We start from the raw sequence: 15,333 nt of genomic DNA on the forward strand, positions 1-15,333 counted from the left end.
TGTTCGACCGAGCCTGGTTTGTCATTCCCGCCTTCGCAGGGATGACGGTCCCGTACGAGACGATGAGGTTCCAGCCTTAACGCTTTGGAAACCAGCGGCGACGCATGGTCGCGGCCATGGCTCGTATCGTCGCTCTCGCGCAGGTTCCGCTCAACCACCCCGCTGCGGGGCTGCTCCGTCCGCTTGTCGTGGGCGGTTGCGCTCTCGCGCTGATCATGGCGCGCACCTCGCTGCCGTTCTGAGCGTGGGCCCGTTCACCGGGCCTCACCGATTTTCTCGTCTTATCAACGTCGCAAGGCGCCGCAAGGCCGCATCTTGTCTCCTTTGTTGCACCGCACACCGATACGCCGCAGCGCAGCAAAGATTCGTCGCAAAGTGCTGATGCAATCGAAATCTGGTCTCACCAATTTAGGCGCGAAACCTGATTTGGAGATCGACCATGCGCCACATGACCGAAGCGGAACGCACCCGCCTTCGCGAATCGCTCACCGGCAACCTGCTCTTGCTGCTGTTCGGCTGCGGCGTGCTCGCCTTCCTGGTGGCGGCCGACCGCGTGAACTGGTTCTCGATCCGTCCTGCGACCGGAACTTCGATCGCGATGGCCCGTTCGACCGAAAAGCCCGCTGACAAGCCGGCGCACAGTTTCCAGGAAAAGCGTGCCACGACGCTTGCCCAGCAGCCGCAACCGGAGTCCGCGCTTCACCCATGATCGTCAACAAGTTACCGAGTCCCGCCCGGGTCGTCCGGGAAATCTGGAAGCCGCTGACCGTCCTGTTCGTCTGGGACGTGATCGTGACCATCACCTACTACGTGCTGCCGTTCTCCGCGCCCGAGCTGCCGGTGACGCTGTTCGGGACGGTGCTCGGCCTGTTCCTCGGCTTCCGCAGCAATTCGGCCTACCAGCGCTGGTGGGAAGGGCGGGGCCTATGGGGGCTGATGATCAACGCCAGCCGCAACATCGCCCGCTCGGCGCGCAACTTCATGCCCGACCCCGAGGCGTCCGACTACAAGCGGCGCATCGTCATGCGCCAGATCGCCTACGTCAACGCGCTGCGCTGCCAGCTGCGCCGCCTGCCGCCCGACGAGGAAGTGATCCGCCTCCTGCCCAAGCACGAGGCCGACCTTGCGCTCACCCGCACCAATGTCGCCAACGGCATCCTCGACGGCACCGGCCGCCGCATCGACGAGGCGCGGCGCAACGGCTGGATCGACACCATCCAGCAGACGCAGATGGAAGCCGTGCTGGTCGACATCGCCAATGCGCAGGGCGGCATGGAGCGGCTCAAGAACACGCCCTTGCCGTTCCAGTACCGCTTCCTGCCGATGCTGTTCACGCACCTGTTCTGCGTGCTGCTGCCGATCGGCCTCGTCGAGACGCTGCAGTTCGCCACCCCGCTGGGCTCGACCATCGCGGGTCTCATGTTTCTCGCCGTGCTGACCATCGGCGACGATCTGGTGGACCCTTTCGCCAACGACATCCACGACCTGCCGCTCAACGCCATGTGCCGCACCATCGAGATCGACCTGTTGCAGTCGATCGGCGAGGAAGCGCCCGAGCCGCTGGGGCCGGACAAGCACGGTGTGCTGTGGTAGGCTGACGGCTTCCACTATGCCGGAGGCCGCAGCGGATGCCCTTTTCGAAGAAAGATCGCCAAGTCACCAGCACCGTCGTGCGCCTGGGCAAGAGCTTCAGCGCCGAGGTGCGCGCCGACTTCAGCCCGGCGGGCTTCGTCGGGGTGGGGATCATGGTCTCGACCATGCTGCTCAGCAGCGCGGTGATCGTGGCGGCTGCGCGCTGGCGGCGGCGGCGGGGGCCGATGAGGCAGATCGAAGGGTAGGAGGCTGTAGCGCTGTTAATGCGGCGCTGAGCGCGCGGGCGCGCAGCGCGCCCCCTTATCCCTCGCGCTGCGAGGCGAACCAGATGACGTGCTTGGGGCCCTTGCCGTTGCTGCGCGCGTGGACCTTGACCTCGTCCACCGCGAAGCCGCCCTTTTCGAGCCTGCGGTTGAACGCCGGATCCGCCCCGGCCGACCAGATCGCCAGCACCCCGTCGGGCGTCAGCGCGCGCTTGGCCGAGCGCAGGCCGACCTTGGAGTAGATGACGTTGTTGTCCTCGCGCACCAGCCCGTCGGGGCCGTTGTCGACGTCGAGCAGGATCGCGTCGTAGTCGCCCCGGCCCTCAGCGATGACGTGGGCGACGTCGCCCATCACCAGCGTCACGCGCGGGTCCTCGAGGCAGCCCTGCATGAGGTGCGCCATGGGGCCGCGCGCCCATTCGATGATCTCTGGCACGAGTTCGACCACGGTGACGCGCGCGTCCTTCGGCAGCACCTTGAGCGCGGCGCGCAGGGTGAAGCCCATGCCGTAGCCGCCGATCAGGAAGTGCGGGCGCTTGGAATTCTTGACGCGGTCGAACGACATTGTCGCCAGGGCCTCTTCCGAGCCCCACTTGCGCGTGCTCATCAGCTCGTTGTGGCCGAGCACGATCATGAAGTCCTGGTCGTGCCGGAACAGTTCGAGCTTCTCCCCGTCGGGGATCCAGGCGGTGTCGAGGAGTTCGCGCTGGATCATCGGGTGGGTTCCTGAAGCACGCGCTCTCTTCCCTTCGGGGGAGAGATACGCAGGCTTGCCAGCTTGCTGGCTAGCCGGAGTTGAGAGGGGAAGGTCGCGCGCTTGCCCCTCTCCCAACCCTCTCCCCTGAAGGGGAGAGGGCCAAGAAGGAGGTGCGCGCAGGTCACAGCAAATCCGGCGCCGTGGCGGCGGTCTTGAGCAGCACGATCGCCTCGCCGAGCGTCATGACCTTCTGGTGCTCGGCGCCGAGCGTGCGCAGCGCAACGGTGCCCTCCTCGGCCTCGCGCTTGCCGACGACCAGCAGGTGCGGGACCTTCTGCACCGAGTGCTCGCGCACCTTGTAGTTGATCTTCTCGTTGCGCACGTCGGTCTCGACGCGGACCCCGGCGGCCCGGAGCTTGGCGGTCACTTCGTGGGCATAGGCGTCGGCGTCGGAGACGATCGTCGCGACCACCGCCTGCACCGGGGCGAGCCAGACCGGCAGCTTGCCGGCGAAGTGCTCGATCAGGATGCCGATGAAGCGCTCGTAAGACCCGAAGATCGCGCGGTGCAGCATGACCGGGCGGTGCTTCTCGCCGTCCTCGCCGATGTAGCTGGCGTCGAGGCGCTCGGGGAGGACGCGGTCGGACTGGATCGTGCCGACCTGCCAGGTGCGGCCGATCGCGTCGGTCAGGTGCCATTCCAGCTTGGGCGCATAGAACGCGCCTTCGCCGGGGAGTTCCTCCCAGCCGTACTGTTCGGTGGCGAGGCCGGCCTTGACCACGGCGGCGCGCAGTTCGGCCTCGGCCTTGTCCCACATTTCCTCGCTGCCGAAGCGCTTCTCGGGGCGCAGCGCGAGCTTGATCGAGTAGGTGAAGCCGAAGTCCTTGTAGATCCGGTCGGCGAGCTGGCAGAAGTCCTGCACTTCGGCGACGATCTGGTCCTCGCGGCAGAAGATATGCGCGTCGTCCTGGGTGAACTGGCGCACGCGCATCAGGCCGTGCAGCGCGCCGTGCGGCTCGTTGCGGTGGCAGCAGCCGTTCTCGTAGAGCCGCAGCGGCAGTTCGCGATAGGACTTCATGCCCTGGCGGAAGATCAGGATATGCGCCGGGCAGTTCATCGGCTTGAGCGCCATCCACTCGGCATCGTCCGAGACGATCGGGCCTTCGTCCTCGACGTTGGGCACTTCGTCGGGGATGACGAACATGTTCTCGCGGTACTTGCCCCAGTGGCCGGACTGCTCCCACTGGCGCGCGTCCATGACCTGCGGGGTCTTGACCTCGCGGTAGCCGGCGCCGTCGATGGCGCGGCGCATGTAGGCTTCCAGCTCGCGCCAGATCACGTAGCCCTTGGGGTGCCAGAACACCGAACCGTGCGCTTCGGCCTGCAGGTGGAACAGGTCCATCTCGTTGCCGAGCCTGCGGTGGTCGCGCTTGGCGGCCTCTTCCAGGCGCGTGAGGTGCGCGGCGAGCTGCTTCTTGTTGAGCCAGCCGGTGCCGTAGATGCGGCTGAGCATCGCGTTCTTCTGGTCGCCGCGCCAGTAGGCGCCCGAGACGCGCGTCAGCTTGAAGGCGGCGGGGTCCAGCTTGCCGGTCGAGGGCAGGTGGGGCCCGCGGCACATGTCGAGCCAGTCCTCGCCCGACCAGTAGACGGTCAGCGGTTCGTCGCCGGGGAGTTCGGCGGCCCATTCGGCCTTGAAGCTCTCGCCCTGCTGCTTCCAGCGGCTGATCAGCGTCTCGCGGTCCCAGACCTCGCGGCGCAGCGGCTTGTCGGCGGCGATGATGCGGCGCATCTCGGCCTCGATCGCGGGCAGGTCGTCGTCCGTGAACGGGCGATCCTTCGGCGCGAAGTCGTAGTAGAAACCGTCGTCGGTCGAGGGACCGAAGGTGATCTGCGTGCCCGGGAACAGCGCCTGCACCGCTTCGGCGAGGATATGCGCGAAGTCGTGGCGGGCGAGTTCGAGCGCCTCGGCCTCGTCGCGGCTGGTGACGAGGGCGAGGCTCGCGTCGCCGGTGAAGGGCAGGTTCAGGTCGACCAGCTCGCCGTCGATGCGTGCGGCGAGCGCTGCCTTGGCGAGGCCGGGGCCGATCGCGGCGGCGACGTCGGCCGGGGTGGAACCCTCGGGCATCTCGCGGACCGAACCGTCGGGCAGGCTGATCTTGAACATCTCGGACATCGGGACTCGTCTCTCGTTACCGGCGATCCGGCTTTGAGCGCGCCATGGCACAGGCAGGCGCGCGGGTGAAGCGTCGGCGTCGGGTGAAAGGTTCGTTTCGGGAGAGTGACGCCGCCTCGCCCGAAGCCGGGCGACGGTGGCTCGCGCCTTCAGCGCGCGACCGACCGTGCCCGGGCGCGCCGGGTGGTAGTGGTAGTGGTCGGGGTGCGCGGGTGCGTCATCGCGGGATTATGTAGCGATTGCGGGGGCAGGAGTCATCCCCCTGTATGCAACCGTCGTCCCCGCGCAGGCGGGGACAGCTGGGTACCCTTGAGGCGTGACTTCGCCATGGGCCACGGCGATGTGGCGCCAGGCCTGGAGGTGGCGCGACCTTGCCAGCGGTCCCCGCCCGCGCGGGGACGGCGAGGGGATGTCAATGACGCTTGACTTAGGTCGCGTGAACTGACAATTGTCCTTTACATATTATCAAGGGAGCTTGATGCAATGGATAGTACACTTGTCTCGCGACGCCCGGTCTGGCTCTGGGGCGCCGCCTTCTTCATCGGCATGTTCGGCACGGGCTTCCTGGCGCGCTGGTTCGACCTGCCGTCGGTTCCTTCGATGCTGGTGATGATCCCGCCGATGCTGCTGCTGATCCCCTTCGTGCGGGCGACCGAGCGGGCGCAGGCCGCCTGCGGGGCGCTGTCCCCGGCGACGCAGCGCTACAACCGGCGCGGGCTGGCGTGGTCGTTCGCCTATGTGCTGCTGCTGTTCGTGGCCGTCGCGGGGAGCAGGGCGCTCGACGCCCATGGCCCGCTGCTGTGGCTGCTGGCGGTGTTGCCCGCGCTGCCGATCCTCTATCTGGTCTGGGCCATGGCGCGCTACCTCATCGAGGAGCAGGACGAGTACCTGCGCATGAAGGTGGTGAACGCGGCGCTGTCGGCGACCGGGCTGCTGCTCGCCGTGGCGACGGTCTGGGGCTTCCTCGAGACGTTCGAACTAGTGCCGCACGTGCCGAGCTGGGCAGCGGTGCCCGTCTGGGCGGTCGGGCTCGCGCTCGGCACCTTCGTCAATCGCTGGATCGAGACGTGAAGAACCGCCTCAAGGTGCTGCGCGCCGAGCGCGGCTGGAGCCAGCAGGACCTCGCCGAGCGGCTGGAAGTCTCGCGCCAGAGCGTCAACGCGATCGAGACCGGGCGCTACGACCCCTCGCTGCCGCTCGCCTTCCGCATCGCCGACGTTTTTGGTATGGCGATCGAGGATATCTTCCAGAGGGGCGAGTGATGGCGGCCGGACCCGATCGGCGCAGGACGGCAATGGCAATCGGCACCTCCATCGCGATCGCGGTGGGCGTGGCGGTCGCGCTCGGCGTTTTCGGAGGCGCGCGCGCTGACCGCGAGCCTCGCGTCGAGACGAGCCTGAGCGCCTTCCCCGTCGAGGGCACGATCGTCGTGCGGGTGCTGGGTCCGACCCTCTACTGACGTCTCAGTGCAGCGTCGGCCTTGCCATGCCGCGCTCGCCCAGCCGGCCGAGTGCGGTCATCGCCAGCCAGCCGGCGGTCATGCACACCCACGGCATCACCGGGTAATGGAAGCGCGACTGGCCTGAGAACACCACGCAGATCAGCGTCGGATAAAGCGCGATGCCGTAGGGCAGCAGCCACCAGCCGATCCAGCGCTGCCCGTCGCGGCGACGGCGTGCGATCATCACGACAAAGGCGGCGGCGAAGGCGGCCATCAGCAGGACGTAATAGCCCTGGTTGAGCATGCGCACGGCGCGGTAGACCAGCTCGAACCGCGCGTAGCCGGGCGCGCCGCCCTGGTAGGCCCACTCGGCCTCGCCGTCGGGCAGCCACAGCCGCATCAGCTTCTTCGGCGCCAGCTTCAGGAAACGGTCGGGGTGCGTGGTGATCCACGCCATCCCGAGCCGCCGCGCCTCGGCATCACGCGTCACTTCGTCGAGGCCGGGGCGGGCCATCAGGTCCTTCACCACCGGGGCGTCGGGGGTGTAGTCGCCGGTCGCGGTATCGTGGTTGCCGGTCAGCAGGGTGTAGCCGCCGTTGGTGGAGACCGCGACCCAGTGGCCGAGCTGCGTGTAATTGCGGATCGTCCACGGCGCGACCGTCAGCGCCGCTATGGCGAGGACCAGCAGTCCGTCGCCGAGCAGGCGCGGCAGGCGCTTCCAGACCTGTCCCATCCGCAGCCAGTCGATTGCGAACAACAGCGGCACCACCACCAGCGTCTGCGCCTTCACCAGCGTGGCGATGCCGAAAAGCACGCCCGCGCTGACCAGCTGCCAGCGGTTGGTGCGGGTCACCACCACCCAGCACCCGGCCATCAGCACGGCGGTGTAGAACACCTCGGTCAGCGCGAGGGGCACGTAGCCGATCGCATTGGGATAGACTGCCAGCAGCAGCAGCCCGGCCCGCGCCGCGCCTTCCGAGCCGAACAGCCGCCGCCCCAGCGCCAGCGTGACCACCCCGGTCAGCATCGCACTCACGAGGTTGAACAGCCCGAGCGCCACCAGCGAGGTGCCGAACTGCGCGAACACGAGGCTCAGCGCGATCGGCCAGCCCGCCGGCCAGAACGCGGTCGGCTCGCCGAAATTGTCGAGATACCCCTGGCCCGCCGCCAGGCTCGCCGCCCGCAGGTAGTACCACTCGGCATCCGAGGTCGGCGCGACGTCGATCAGCAGCACCGCGGCGCGCAGGGCGAAGTAGAGCGCCCAGATGCCCAGCAGCACCGACTTGTCGGTCGCGAACCACTCGAGCCGCAGCGCGAGCCGCGAGGGGCGGGACGGGAAATGGATGACCTTGGCGCTCATGGGTGTCCTCTAGGCGAGCAGGCTTAAGATCGCATTATGCAGAGGAGGTCCAGCGACTTGTGCCGCCCGAACTTGCAGGACGACAAGCAAGTCTTTGCCTTTCGCCGCTTGCCCTCGGCCCCTCGCGTTCCCACTAACGGCAGCATGACTTCGACGCACTTCCTCGACCTCTCCGACGGTCGCTCCATCGCCTATCGCTTCACGCCGGGGGTCGGCCCGGTGATCGTGTTCCTGCCCGGCTACATGTCCGACATGACCGGCTCGAAGGCCACCGCGCTGTTCGAGATGGCGCGCGCCAGCGGGTTGCCCTGCCTGCTGTTCGACTATTCCGGCTGCGGCGAGAGCCCCGGTTCCTTCGGCGAAGGCACGCTGACGCGCTGGACGCAGGAGGTCCTGGCGCTGGTCGCCGCGCTGGAGACCGAGGAGAAGGTGGTGCTGGTCGGCTCGTCGATGGGCGGCTGGGTCATGCTGCTGGCGGGCCTCGCGCTCGGTGAGCGGCTCGCCGGCCTCGTCGGCGTGGCCCCCGCGCCGGACTTCACCGACTGGGGCATCCCGCAGATGGACAAGGCGCTGCTGGCCGACGGCGAGACGTTGCTGGAGGACAATCCCTACGGCCCCGAGCCGACCCCCACCCACCCCGGCTTCTGGGCGGACGGACAGGCCAATCTCCTCCTCGAAGGCCCGATCACGATTCACGCGCCGGTGCGCCTGCTCCATGGCCAGCGCGATGCCGACGTGCCCTTCGACATCTCGCTGCAGCTGGCAGAGCGCCTGCGTTCAGCCGATGTGCAGGTGACGCTCATCAAGGACGGGGACCACCGCCTCTCGCGCGATGCCGACATCCAGCTGCTTCTCCGCACGGTTGCCGAACTCGTCCTTCCCCGCGCGACGCAGGTTCCCTCGGAGTCCTGATCCCATGTCCCTGCTGCCTCTCCTGCTTCCGCTCATGGCCCAGGTCGGCCCGGCATCCTCGCTGCCGAGCAGCGCCAGCCCCTATGCGTCACAGCTGCCGCTCGAGATCATCGAGAAGAAGCAGGACGAGGCCGCGCGCCGGGCCCGCGAGGCGCAGGTCGTCGCGGTGCCGAGTGGGATTGCCGGTACTGGCAGCAGCGGCTGCATGAGCGCCGTCGAGTCCAATCCCGAACGCTCCGCCGAACTGGCCGCCGATGCGCTGGGCCGCGCGGTGGGGCGCGAGCGCGTGCGCGCGGGGCTGTGCCTCGGCGCGGCGCTCAGCAGCCTCGACCGCTGGGACGAGGCGCGCGCCGCCTTCGTGACCGCCCGCGACGCCGCCGACATCACCGACCATGCCAGCCGCGCCCGGCTCGGCGCGATGGCGGGCAATGCCGCGCTCGCCGCCGGGCAGCCGGGACAGGCGCTCGGCCTGCTCGGCCCGGCCGCGACCGACGCGAAGATCCTCGCCGACGCCGACCTCACCGCCTCGATCGCGCTCGACCGCGCCCGCGCGCTCGTCGCCGTCAAGCAGCCCGGGGACGCCGCCGCCGCCCTCGCCGAAGCGCGCGCCGTGCAGCCCGGCAACGCGCAGGCCTGGCTGCTCTCGGCCACCCTCTCGCGCCGCCAGAACGACCTCGGGCAGGCGCAGAGCCAGATCGAGAAGGCCGCGAGCCTCGCCCCGCAGGACCCCGAGATCGGGCTCGAAGCCGGCGTCATCGCCATGCTCTCGGGCAACGAGACGGCCGCGCGCCGCAGCTGGACCTCGGTCCTTGCCGCCGGCGTCGGCAGCGATGCGGCGGTCACTGCCAAGCAATACCTCTCCCAGCTCGGGCCGGAGTCCCCCCAGACCCCGGCCAAGGCAAAATAAGGCCATGCCATGATCCCGCTTTCCGTCCTCGATCTCGTCACCGTCCGCGAAGGCGGCACCGTCGCCCAGGCGCTCGACATCTCCGTCGCCACCGCGCAGGCGGCCGAACGCGCCGGCTACAAGCGCTACTGGGTGGCGGAGCACCACGGCATGGACGGGATCGCGGGCGGAGCCACCTCGGTGGTCCTCGCGCACCTCGGCAACCAGACCTCGACGATCCGCATCGGCTCGGGCGGGATCATGCTGCCCAACCACACGCCTTACGTGATCGCCGAGCAGTTCGGCACGCTCGCCGCGCTGTTCCCGGGCCGCGTCGATCTCGGCCTTGGCCGCGCGCCGGGCGCGGACGGACGGCTCGCGCAGGCGCTGCGCAAGGACATCCACGCCGCCGCCGAGCGCTTCCCCAACGACGTGGTCGAACTCCAGGCGCGCTTCGCCGGACAGGCGGCGGGCGGCGTGCCCTCGCCGCAGGCGGCGGGCGCCGACGTCGAGATGTGGATTTTGGGCTCCAGTCTGTTCGGCGCGCAGCTCGCGGCGATGCTGGGCATGCCCTACGCCTTCGCCTCGCACTTCGCCCCCGCCGCGCTGGACGAGGCCGCCAAGGTCTACCGCGAGCGGTTCCAGCCCTCCGAGACGCTGGACAAGCCGCACTTCATGGCCGCGATCAACGTCGTCGCGGCGGAAACCGACGAGGAGGCGATCTACCTCGCCTCGTCCACCGACCAGAGCTTCGTGGCGCTGCGCACCGGCAATCCGGGCCGGCTACTGCCGCCGGTGCGGGGCTACCGCGAGACCCTGCCCGGCTCGGCGCGCGCGATGCTGGAACAGGTCCGCTCGGTCAGCGCGGTGGGTAGCCCCGAGACGGTGCGCGCCGGGATCGAGGAATTCGTCGCGCGCACGCAGGCGGACGAGCTGATGGTCAGCATCGCGACCTACGACCCGGCCGCCCAGGTGCGCTCTATCGAGCTGACCATGGAAGCGCTGGGGCAGACGCCGGCGCTGACCTGAGACGGCAACGGTCCGTCGTCCCCGCGTAGCCGGGGACGACGTATTCGCGAACCGGCCGTTCCGCCAGCGTCACGCGATGCTACCGCGATTATCGCCAAATCCTATCCTCTCTCCCATTGACCGCGCGGCGAAATTGCGGAACTCACCCCGCCCATGGAAACATCAGACGTCGTCATCGTGGGAGCGGGTCATGGCGGAGCGCAGTGCGCGATCGCCCTGCGCCAGAACGGGTTCACCGGAACCATCACCGTCATCGGCCGCGAGGCCGAGTACCCTTACGAGCGCCCGCCGCTCTCCAAGGAATACTTCGCGCGCGAGAAGACCTTCGACCGCCTCTACATCCGCCCGCCGACGTTCTGGGCCGAGAAGGAAATCACTTTCCAGCTCAGCACCGAAGTCACCAAGGTCGATGCCAAGGCCAAGGAACTGACGCTCTCGAACGGCGCGACGCTGGCCTATGGCAAGCTCGTCTGGGCGACCGGAGGCGATCCGCGCCGGCTGTCGTGCGGCGGGGCCGAACTGGCGGGCGTCCACGCCGTGCGCACCCGCGAGGACTGCGACACGCTGATGGCCGAGGTCGATGCGGGCACGAAGAACATCGTCGTCATCGGCGGCGGCTACATCGGGCTCGAGGCGGCGGCGGTGCTGTCCAAGCTCAAGCTCAACGTCACCCTGCTCGAAGCGCTGCCGCGCGTGCTGGCGCGCGTCGCGGGCGAGGAACTCTCGGCGTTCTACCAGAAGGAACACCGCGACCACGGCGTTGACCTGCGCACCGGCGTCGCGGTCGACTGCCTGGTGGGCGACAGCCACCGCGTCACCGGCGTCAAGCTGGCGGACGGCGAGGTCATCCCCGCCGAGGCGGTGATCGTCGGCATCGGCATCGTGCCCGCCGTCGGCCCGCTGATCCTGGCCGGCGCGAGCGGCGCCAACGGGGTCGACGTGGACGAATTCTGCCGCACCTCCTTGCCCGACATCTACGCCATCGGCGACTGCGCCGCCTTCGCCTGCGACTATGCCGGCGGCACAGTGATGCGCGTCGAATCGGTGCAGAACGCCAACGACATGGCCACCTGCGTCGCCAAGGCCATCTGCGGCGACGAGAAGGCCTACAAGGCGTTCCCGTGGTTCTGGTCGAACCAGTATGACCTGCGGCTCCAGACCGCCGGCATCAACATGGGCTTCGACAAGACCGTGATGCGCGGCGACCCCGAGGGCCGCAGCTTCTCGGTGGTCTACCTCAAGGAAGGCCGCGTCGTGGCGCTGGACTGCGTCAACGCGGTCAAGGACTACGTGCAGGGCCGCAAGCTGGTGGAAGCGGGCCTCTCGCCCGATCCGGCGGTGCTGGCCGATGCCGGGACGCCGCTCAAGGAACTGATGTAGCGCCGGGCCCAAGCGCGGCCCCCGCCTGCGCGGGGGCGACGGGGATTTTGAGCCAACCTCGCGTTCAAGACACCCCGTCGCCCCCGCGAAGGCGGGGGCCCCGCTTCCTTCCTGGCGCTAGGCCGGGGGCGAAAGCCGAGTCCTGGCCCAGGCCGCCGCCTCCGCCACCACCGGGTCCTCGTCCCCCAGCAGCGCCTCGACCTGCGCCAACAGCGCCACCCGCCCGCTGTTCCCCGCCGCATAGAGGCAGTTCCGCACGAACCGGTTGCGCCCGATCCGCTTGATCGGACTGCCCGAGAACAGCGCCCGGAACCCCGCATCGTCGAGCGTCAGCAGGTCCGCCAGCTCAGGCGCCGTCAGCTCGGCGCGGGGCAGGAAGGCCTTGATGGTGTGCGCGGCCTCGGCGAACTTGTTCCACGGACAGACCGCCAGACAGTCGTCGCAGCCGTAGATGCGGTTGCCCAGCCCCTCGCGCAGGTCGTCGGGCACCGGGCCCTTGTGCTCGATGGTGAGGTAGCTGACGCAGCGCCGCGCATCGAGGCGGTAGGGCGCCGGGAAGGCATTGGTCGGGCAGGCGTCCTGGCAGGCGGTGCAGGACCCGCACGAGTCGCGCCCCGGCGCCGAGGGCTCGAACGCCAGCGTGGTGTAAATCTCGCCGAGGAACAGCCACGAGCCATGCTCGCGGCTGACGACGTTGGTATGCTTGCCCTGCCAGCCGAGCCCGGCGGCGGCGGCCAGCGGCTTTTCCATGACCGGCGCGGTATCGGTGAAGACCTTGACCCCGGCGCCCTCGAATCCGCGCTTCGGGCCCTGCTCGACGATCCAGCGGGCCAGGTGCTTGAGCGCCTTCTTGACCACGTCGTGATAGTCCGCGCCCTGCGCATAGGTCGAAATGCGACCTATCTCCGGCTCGCCCGCGAGTCGCAGCGGATCGGCGGCGGGGGCGTAGCTCATGCCGAGCGCGATGACGCTGCGGGCCTCGCCCCACAGGCCCTGCGGGCTGCGCCGGTGGTGCGCGCGCTCCTCCATCCAGCCCATGGTGCCGTGCATCCCCGCCGCGAGCCAGGCGTCGAGCCGCGCGGCGCGCTCGTCGTCGCCAGCGGCCGAGGCGATCCCGAACGCCCCGAAACCCAGTGCGCGGGCTTCTGCCTCCAGATCCGTCGCAAATGCCCTTAGCGCGCCCTTAACCGGGCCTTCGCTATGGGCTACGCTGGTGTATGAGCCGGGGGACGTCATGGATGCGCAAGTAGGAGATCCGAGGTTGACCGGCAATGCGCATGAGGGCGCGCGGTTCGTCGAGCCATGGGCGATCGAGGCGCGCGGCCTGGTGAAGCGATTCGAAGGCGTCACGGCCGTCGATGGCGTCGATCTCGCGGTGCCGGCGGGCTCGGTCTACGGCATCCTCGGCCCCAACGGCGCGGGCAAGACCACGACGCTGCGCATGATGCTGGGCATCATCGACCCCGATTCGGGCTACCGCCGCATCCTCGGGGCGGAGCGTCCGCACGACGTCGCCCACGCCATCGGCTACCTGCCCGAGGAGCGCGGCCTCTACCCCTCGATGAAGGCCACCGAAGCCATCGCCTTCCTCGGCGCGCTGCGCGGGCTGCCGCTCAGGGAAGGCCGCCGCCGCGCGCACGAACTGCTGGAACGGCACGGCCTGGGCTATGCCGCCGACCGCCAGATCCGCCAGCTTTCCAAGGGCATGGCGCAGCAGGTGCAGATCCTCGGCACCCTCGTCCACCGCCCCCGCCTGGTGGTCTTCGACGAGCCGTTCTCCGGCCTCGACGCGCTCAACCAGGGCAAGCTCGAGACAATGATGCGCGGCCTGGCGGCGGACGGCACCACGGTCATCTTCTCCACCCACGTCATCGCCCATGCCGAGCGGCTGTGCGACGAAGTGGCGATCATCGCCGGCGGCAAGGTGCCCTTCGCCGGGCCGGTCGACGTCGCGCGCGACCGGATTCCGCCGCAGGTGCGCCTGGAAACCCGCGCGTCGGACGGGTCGTGGCGCGCCGCGCTGCCCGCCGATGCGCGCCGGGAAGGGCAGTTCTGGCACTTCCCCCTGCCCGCCACCGGGATCGAGCCGCTGCTGCGCGCGCTGATCGAGGGCGAGGCCGGGATTCTCTCGCTCTCGATCGAGCGGGCCGGCCTGCACGATGCCTTCGTCGCCATCGCCGGCGAGGCCGCCGCGCGCGCGCTCGAAGAGGAAAAGCCGGAGGAGCCGCGCCGATGATGCCCGATTCGCATGGACCTTCGCACGGAGGCCGCCTGTCCACGCTCGCCGCCGCCTGGGTCGTCGCCCGGCGCGACTTCACCGCGATCCTGTTCTCGCGCACGTTCTTCTTCTTCCTGCTCGGCCCGCTGTTTCCGGTGGTCGTCGGCGCGCTGGCGGGCAGTGTGGGCGGCAGCGTGGAGCGCAGTTCCGACCGGCCCGAAGTGGGCGTGGTCATGGCGGGCGCGGATGCCGACGCCGTGCTGGGCGCGCGCAACGAACTGGCCGACCGGCTGGGGCAGGACCTGCCCGGCCTCGTCGTGCTCAGGCGCCTCGCGCCGGGTGAGCGCGCCGATCCGGCGGCGGCCATGGCGGGCAAGCAGGCCAACATCGCCGCCGTGCTCTCGGGCACCCCCTCCGCCCCGGTGCTGACCGGCCCGCGCGGTCAGATCGAGGCGTGGAGCGGAGACATCGCGATGATCGCCTCGCAGGCCGAGCAGGGCGCGCTGCGTGCCTGGCCCCGGGTGCATCTCGAAACCACCGCGAGCAGCCAGGTGAGCGAGCGCAAGAGCCGCCTGCGGACCGCGCAGGCGGCGCAGACGCTGCTGTTCCTGCTGACGATGATGCTGGCGGGCATGGTGCTGTCCAACCTCGTCGAGGAAAAGGGCAACAAGATCATCGAGGTCCTGGCTGCGGCGATCCCGATGGAATCGGTGTTCTTCGGCAAGCTCTTCGCGATGCTCGGCGTGTCGCTGGTCGGCATCGCGGTGTGGGCCGGGGTGGGCGCGGGGCTCTATCTCGTCGCGGGATCGGCCTTCCCGCATTTGCCGGGTCCCGCCGTCGGCTGGCCGCTGCTGGTCGTGCTGGGCGTGCTCTACTTCTCGATGGCCTACCTGCTGCTGGGTTCGGTGTTCCTGTCGATCGGCTCGCTGGCGGCCACCGTGCGCGAGGTGCAGACGCTCTCGATGCCGGTGACGATGGTGCAGCTCATGCTGTTCTTCTTCGCCACTTACGCGATGACCCGTCCGGGCAGCGCGGTCGAGGTGGCCGCGGCGCTGTTCCCGTTCAGCTCGCCCTTCGCAATGCTGGCGCGCGCGGCGCAGGATGGCGCGCTCCTGCCGCACGTCGCGGCGCTGGCCTGGCAGGGGCTGTGGGTCGCGCTGCTGGTGCGGCTGGGCTCGGGCCTGTTCCGCAGCCGGGTGATGAAATCGGGCGGACAGGGACGCGGCGGCAGCCGGCGGTTCGCGCGGCGTCCTCGCGCGGCGCTGTAGAAAAAGCGCAGGCGCAGGAAAGGGCGTCGCGCTTACACCTCGGCCATCCCCGGTCGCCTCATCGACCGGGCTTTTCGCCGGGCCGGTCGAGTAACGCATCTGGGGCGCAAGGA

At 69.4% G+C, this 15,333-nt stretch carries 17 protein-coding genes; 13 read left to right on the top strand and 4 right to left on the bottom strand.

Going from position 1 to position 15,333, the window contains the following annotated elements; all coding sequences use genetic code 11:
- The first annotated feature begins 116 nt into the window (after positions 1 to 116).
- The 4 genes from AC07M9_RS00095 (at position 117) to AC07M9_RS00110 (ending at position 1,838) form a co-directional block, all read left to right on the top strand.
- The gene (locus tag AC07M9_RS00095; RefSeq protein WP_494880295.1) at positions 117 to 242 is read left to right on the top strand and encodes a hypothetical protein; all 126 of its coding nucleotides are present in this window, start codon (positions 117 to 119) and stop codon (positions 240 to 242) included.
- Between the two features lie 197 nt (positions 243 to 439).
- Positions 440 to 709 carry a hypothetical protein gene (locus tag AC07M9_RS00100; RefSeq protein ID WP_494880296.1) on the top strand — a complete coding sequence of 90 codons (270 nt, stop codon included), beginning with the start codon at positions 440 to 442 and terminating at the stop codon, positions 707 to 709.
- Positions 706 to 1,593: a bestrophin family protein gene (locus AC07M9_RS00105; protein ID WP_494880298.1), complete on the top strand. Its 888-nt coding sequence runs from the start codon at positions 706 to 708 to the stop codon at positions 1,591 to 1,593. Before AC07M9_RS00100 ends, AC07M9_RS00105 begins: the two co-directional genes overlap by 4 nt.
- 35 nt (positions 1,594 to 1,628) lie before the next feature.
- Positions 1,629 to 1,838 carry a hypothetical protein gene (locus tag AC07M9_RS00110; protein WP_494880300.1) on the top strand — a complete coding sequence of 70 codons (210 nt, stop codon included), beginning with the start codon at positions 1,629 to 1,631 and terminating at the stop codon, positions 1,836 to 1,838.
- A gap of 55 nt (positions 1,839 to 1,893) precedes the next feature.
- Here the strand turns inward: AC07M9_RS00110 and AC07M9_RS00115 are convergent, their stop codons facing one another.
- The gene (locus tag AC07M9_RS00115; RefSeq protein ID WP_494880302.1) at positions 1,894 to 2,571 is read right to left on the bottom strand and encodes a spermidine synthase; all 678 of its coding nucleotides are present in this window, start codon (positions 2,569 to 2,571) and stop codon (positions 1,894 to 1,896) included.
- 163 nt (positions 2,572 to 2,734) lie between these two features.
- Positions 2,735 to 4,726 (bottom strand): threonine--tRNA ligase, encoded by a 1,992-nt coding sequence (gene thrS, locus AC07M9_RS00120; protein WP_494880304.1) that lies wholly within the window; start codon positions 4,724 to 4,726, stop codon positions 2,735 to 2,737.
- Between the two features lie 483 nt (positions 4,727 to 5,209).
- Here thrS and AC07M9_RS00125 point away from each other — a divergent pair, with 483 nt between their 5' ends.
- The 3 genes from AC07M9_RS00125 to AC07M9_RS00135 are packed head-to-tail and all read left to right on the top strand — an operon-like array spanning position 5,210 to position 6,185.
- Entirely contained in the window at positions 5,210 to 5,797 is a 588-nt protein-coding gene (locus AC07M9_RS00125; protein ID WP_494880306.1) for a hypothetical protein, read from the top strand.
- Positions 5,794 to 5,988, top strand: a complete 195-nt coding sequence (locus tag AC07M9_RS00130; RefSeq protein ID WP_103096826.1) for a helix-turn-helix transcriptional regulator — start codon at positions 5,794 to 5,796, stop codon at positions 5,986 to 5,988. The genes AC07M9_RS00125 and AC07M9_RS00130 overlap by 4 nt, the downstream gene beginning before the upstream one ends.
- 32 nt (positions 5,989 to 6,020) lie before the next feature.
- A complete protein-coding gene (locus AC07M9_RS00135; RefSeq protein WP_494880308.1) occupies positions 6,021 to 6,185 on the top strand; it encodes a hypothetical protein in 165 nt (54 codons plus the stop codon).
- Positions 6,186 to 6,189: 4 nt separating this feature from the next.
- Here AC07M9_RS00135 and AC07M9_RS00140 read toward each other — a convergent pair whose 3' ends face one another.
- Positions 6,190 to 7,527 (bottom strand): ArnT family glycosyltransferase, encoded by a 1,338-nt coding sequence (locus AC07M9_RS00140; protein WP_494880309.1) that lies wholly within the window; start codon positions 7,525 to 7,527, stop codon positions 6,190 to 6,192.
- A gap of 144 nt (positions 7,528 to 7,671) precedes the next feature.
- On the opposite strand from AC07M9_RS00140, the gene AC07M9_RS00145 reads away from it, so the two are divergent.
- The 4 genes from AC07M9_RS00145 to AC07M9_RS00160 all read left to right on the top strand — a co-directional run bounded on the left by AC07M9_RS00145 (position 7,672) and on the right by AC07M9_RS00160 (position 11,734).
- Complete coding sequence (locus AC07M9_RS00145; RefSeq protein WP_494880311.1) at positions 7,672 to 8,439, top strand: alpha/beta fold hydrolase; 768 nt, start codon at positions 7,672 to 7,674, stop codon at positions 8,437 to 8,439.
- 4 nt (positions 8,440 to 8,443) lie between these two features.
- A complete protein-coding gene (locus AC07M9_RS00150; RefSeq protein ID WP_494880313.1) occupies positions 8,444 to 9,346 on the top strand; it encodes a tetratricopeptide repeat protein in 903 nt (300 codons plus the stop codon).
- 9 nt (positions 9,347 to 9,355) lie between these two features.
- Positions 9,356 to 10,354, top strand: a complete 999-nt coding sequence (locus tag AC07M9_RS00155; protein ID WP_494880314.1) for an LLM class flavin-dependent oxidoreductase — start codon at positions 9,356 to 9,358, stop codon at positions 10,352 to 10,354.
- A 153-nt stretch (positions 10,355 to 10,507) separates the two neighbouring features.
- Positions 10,508 to 11,734 (top strand): NAD(P)/FAD-dependent oxidoreductase, encoded by a 1,227-nt coding sequence (locus tag AC07M9_RS00160; RefSeq protein WP_494880316.1) that lies wholly within the window; start codon positions 10,508 to 10,510, stop codon positions 11,732 to 11,734.
- A gap of 117 nt (positions 11,735 to 11,851) precedes the next feature.
- Here AC07M9_RS00160 and queG read toward each other — a convergent pair whose 3' ends face one another.
- A complete protein-coding gene (gene queG, locus AC07M9_RS00165) occupies positions 11,852 to 12,970 on the bottom strand; it encodes a tRNA epoxyqueuosine(34) reductase QueG (RefSeq protein WP_494880318.1) in 1,119 nt (372 codons plus the stop codon).
- On the opposite strand from queG, the gene AC07M9_RS00170 reads away from it, so the two are divergent.
- Both AC07M9_RS00170 and AC07M9_RS00175 read left to right on the top strand, forming a co-directional pair.
- Entirely contained in the window at positions 12,969 to 13,970 is a 1,002-nt protein-coding gene (locus AC07M9_RS00170) for an ABC transporter ATP-binding protein (protein WP_494880320.1), read from the top strand. The two genes, queG and AC07M9_RS00170, sit on opposite strands and share 2 nt — an antisense overlap.
- Positions 13,967 to 15,220, top strand: coding sequence for an ABC transporter permease (locus AC07M9_RS00175; protein WP_494880322.1), 1,254 nt, complete (start codon positions 13,967 to 13,969; stop codon positions 15,218 to 15,220). Before AC07M9_RS00170 ends, AC07M9_RS00175 begins: the two co-directional genes overlap by 4 nt.
- Positions 15,221 to 15,333: the final 113 nt, after the last annotated feature.

The organism is Novosphingobium sp. GW821-FHT09E05, from assembly GCF_059416165.1.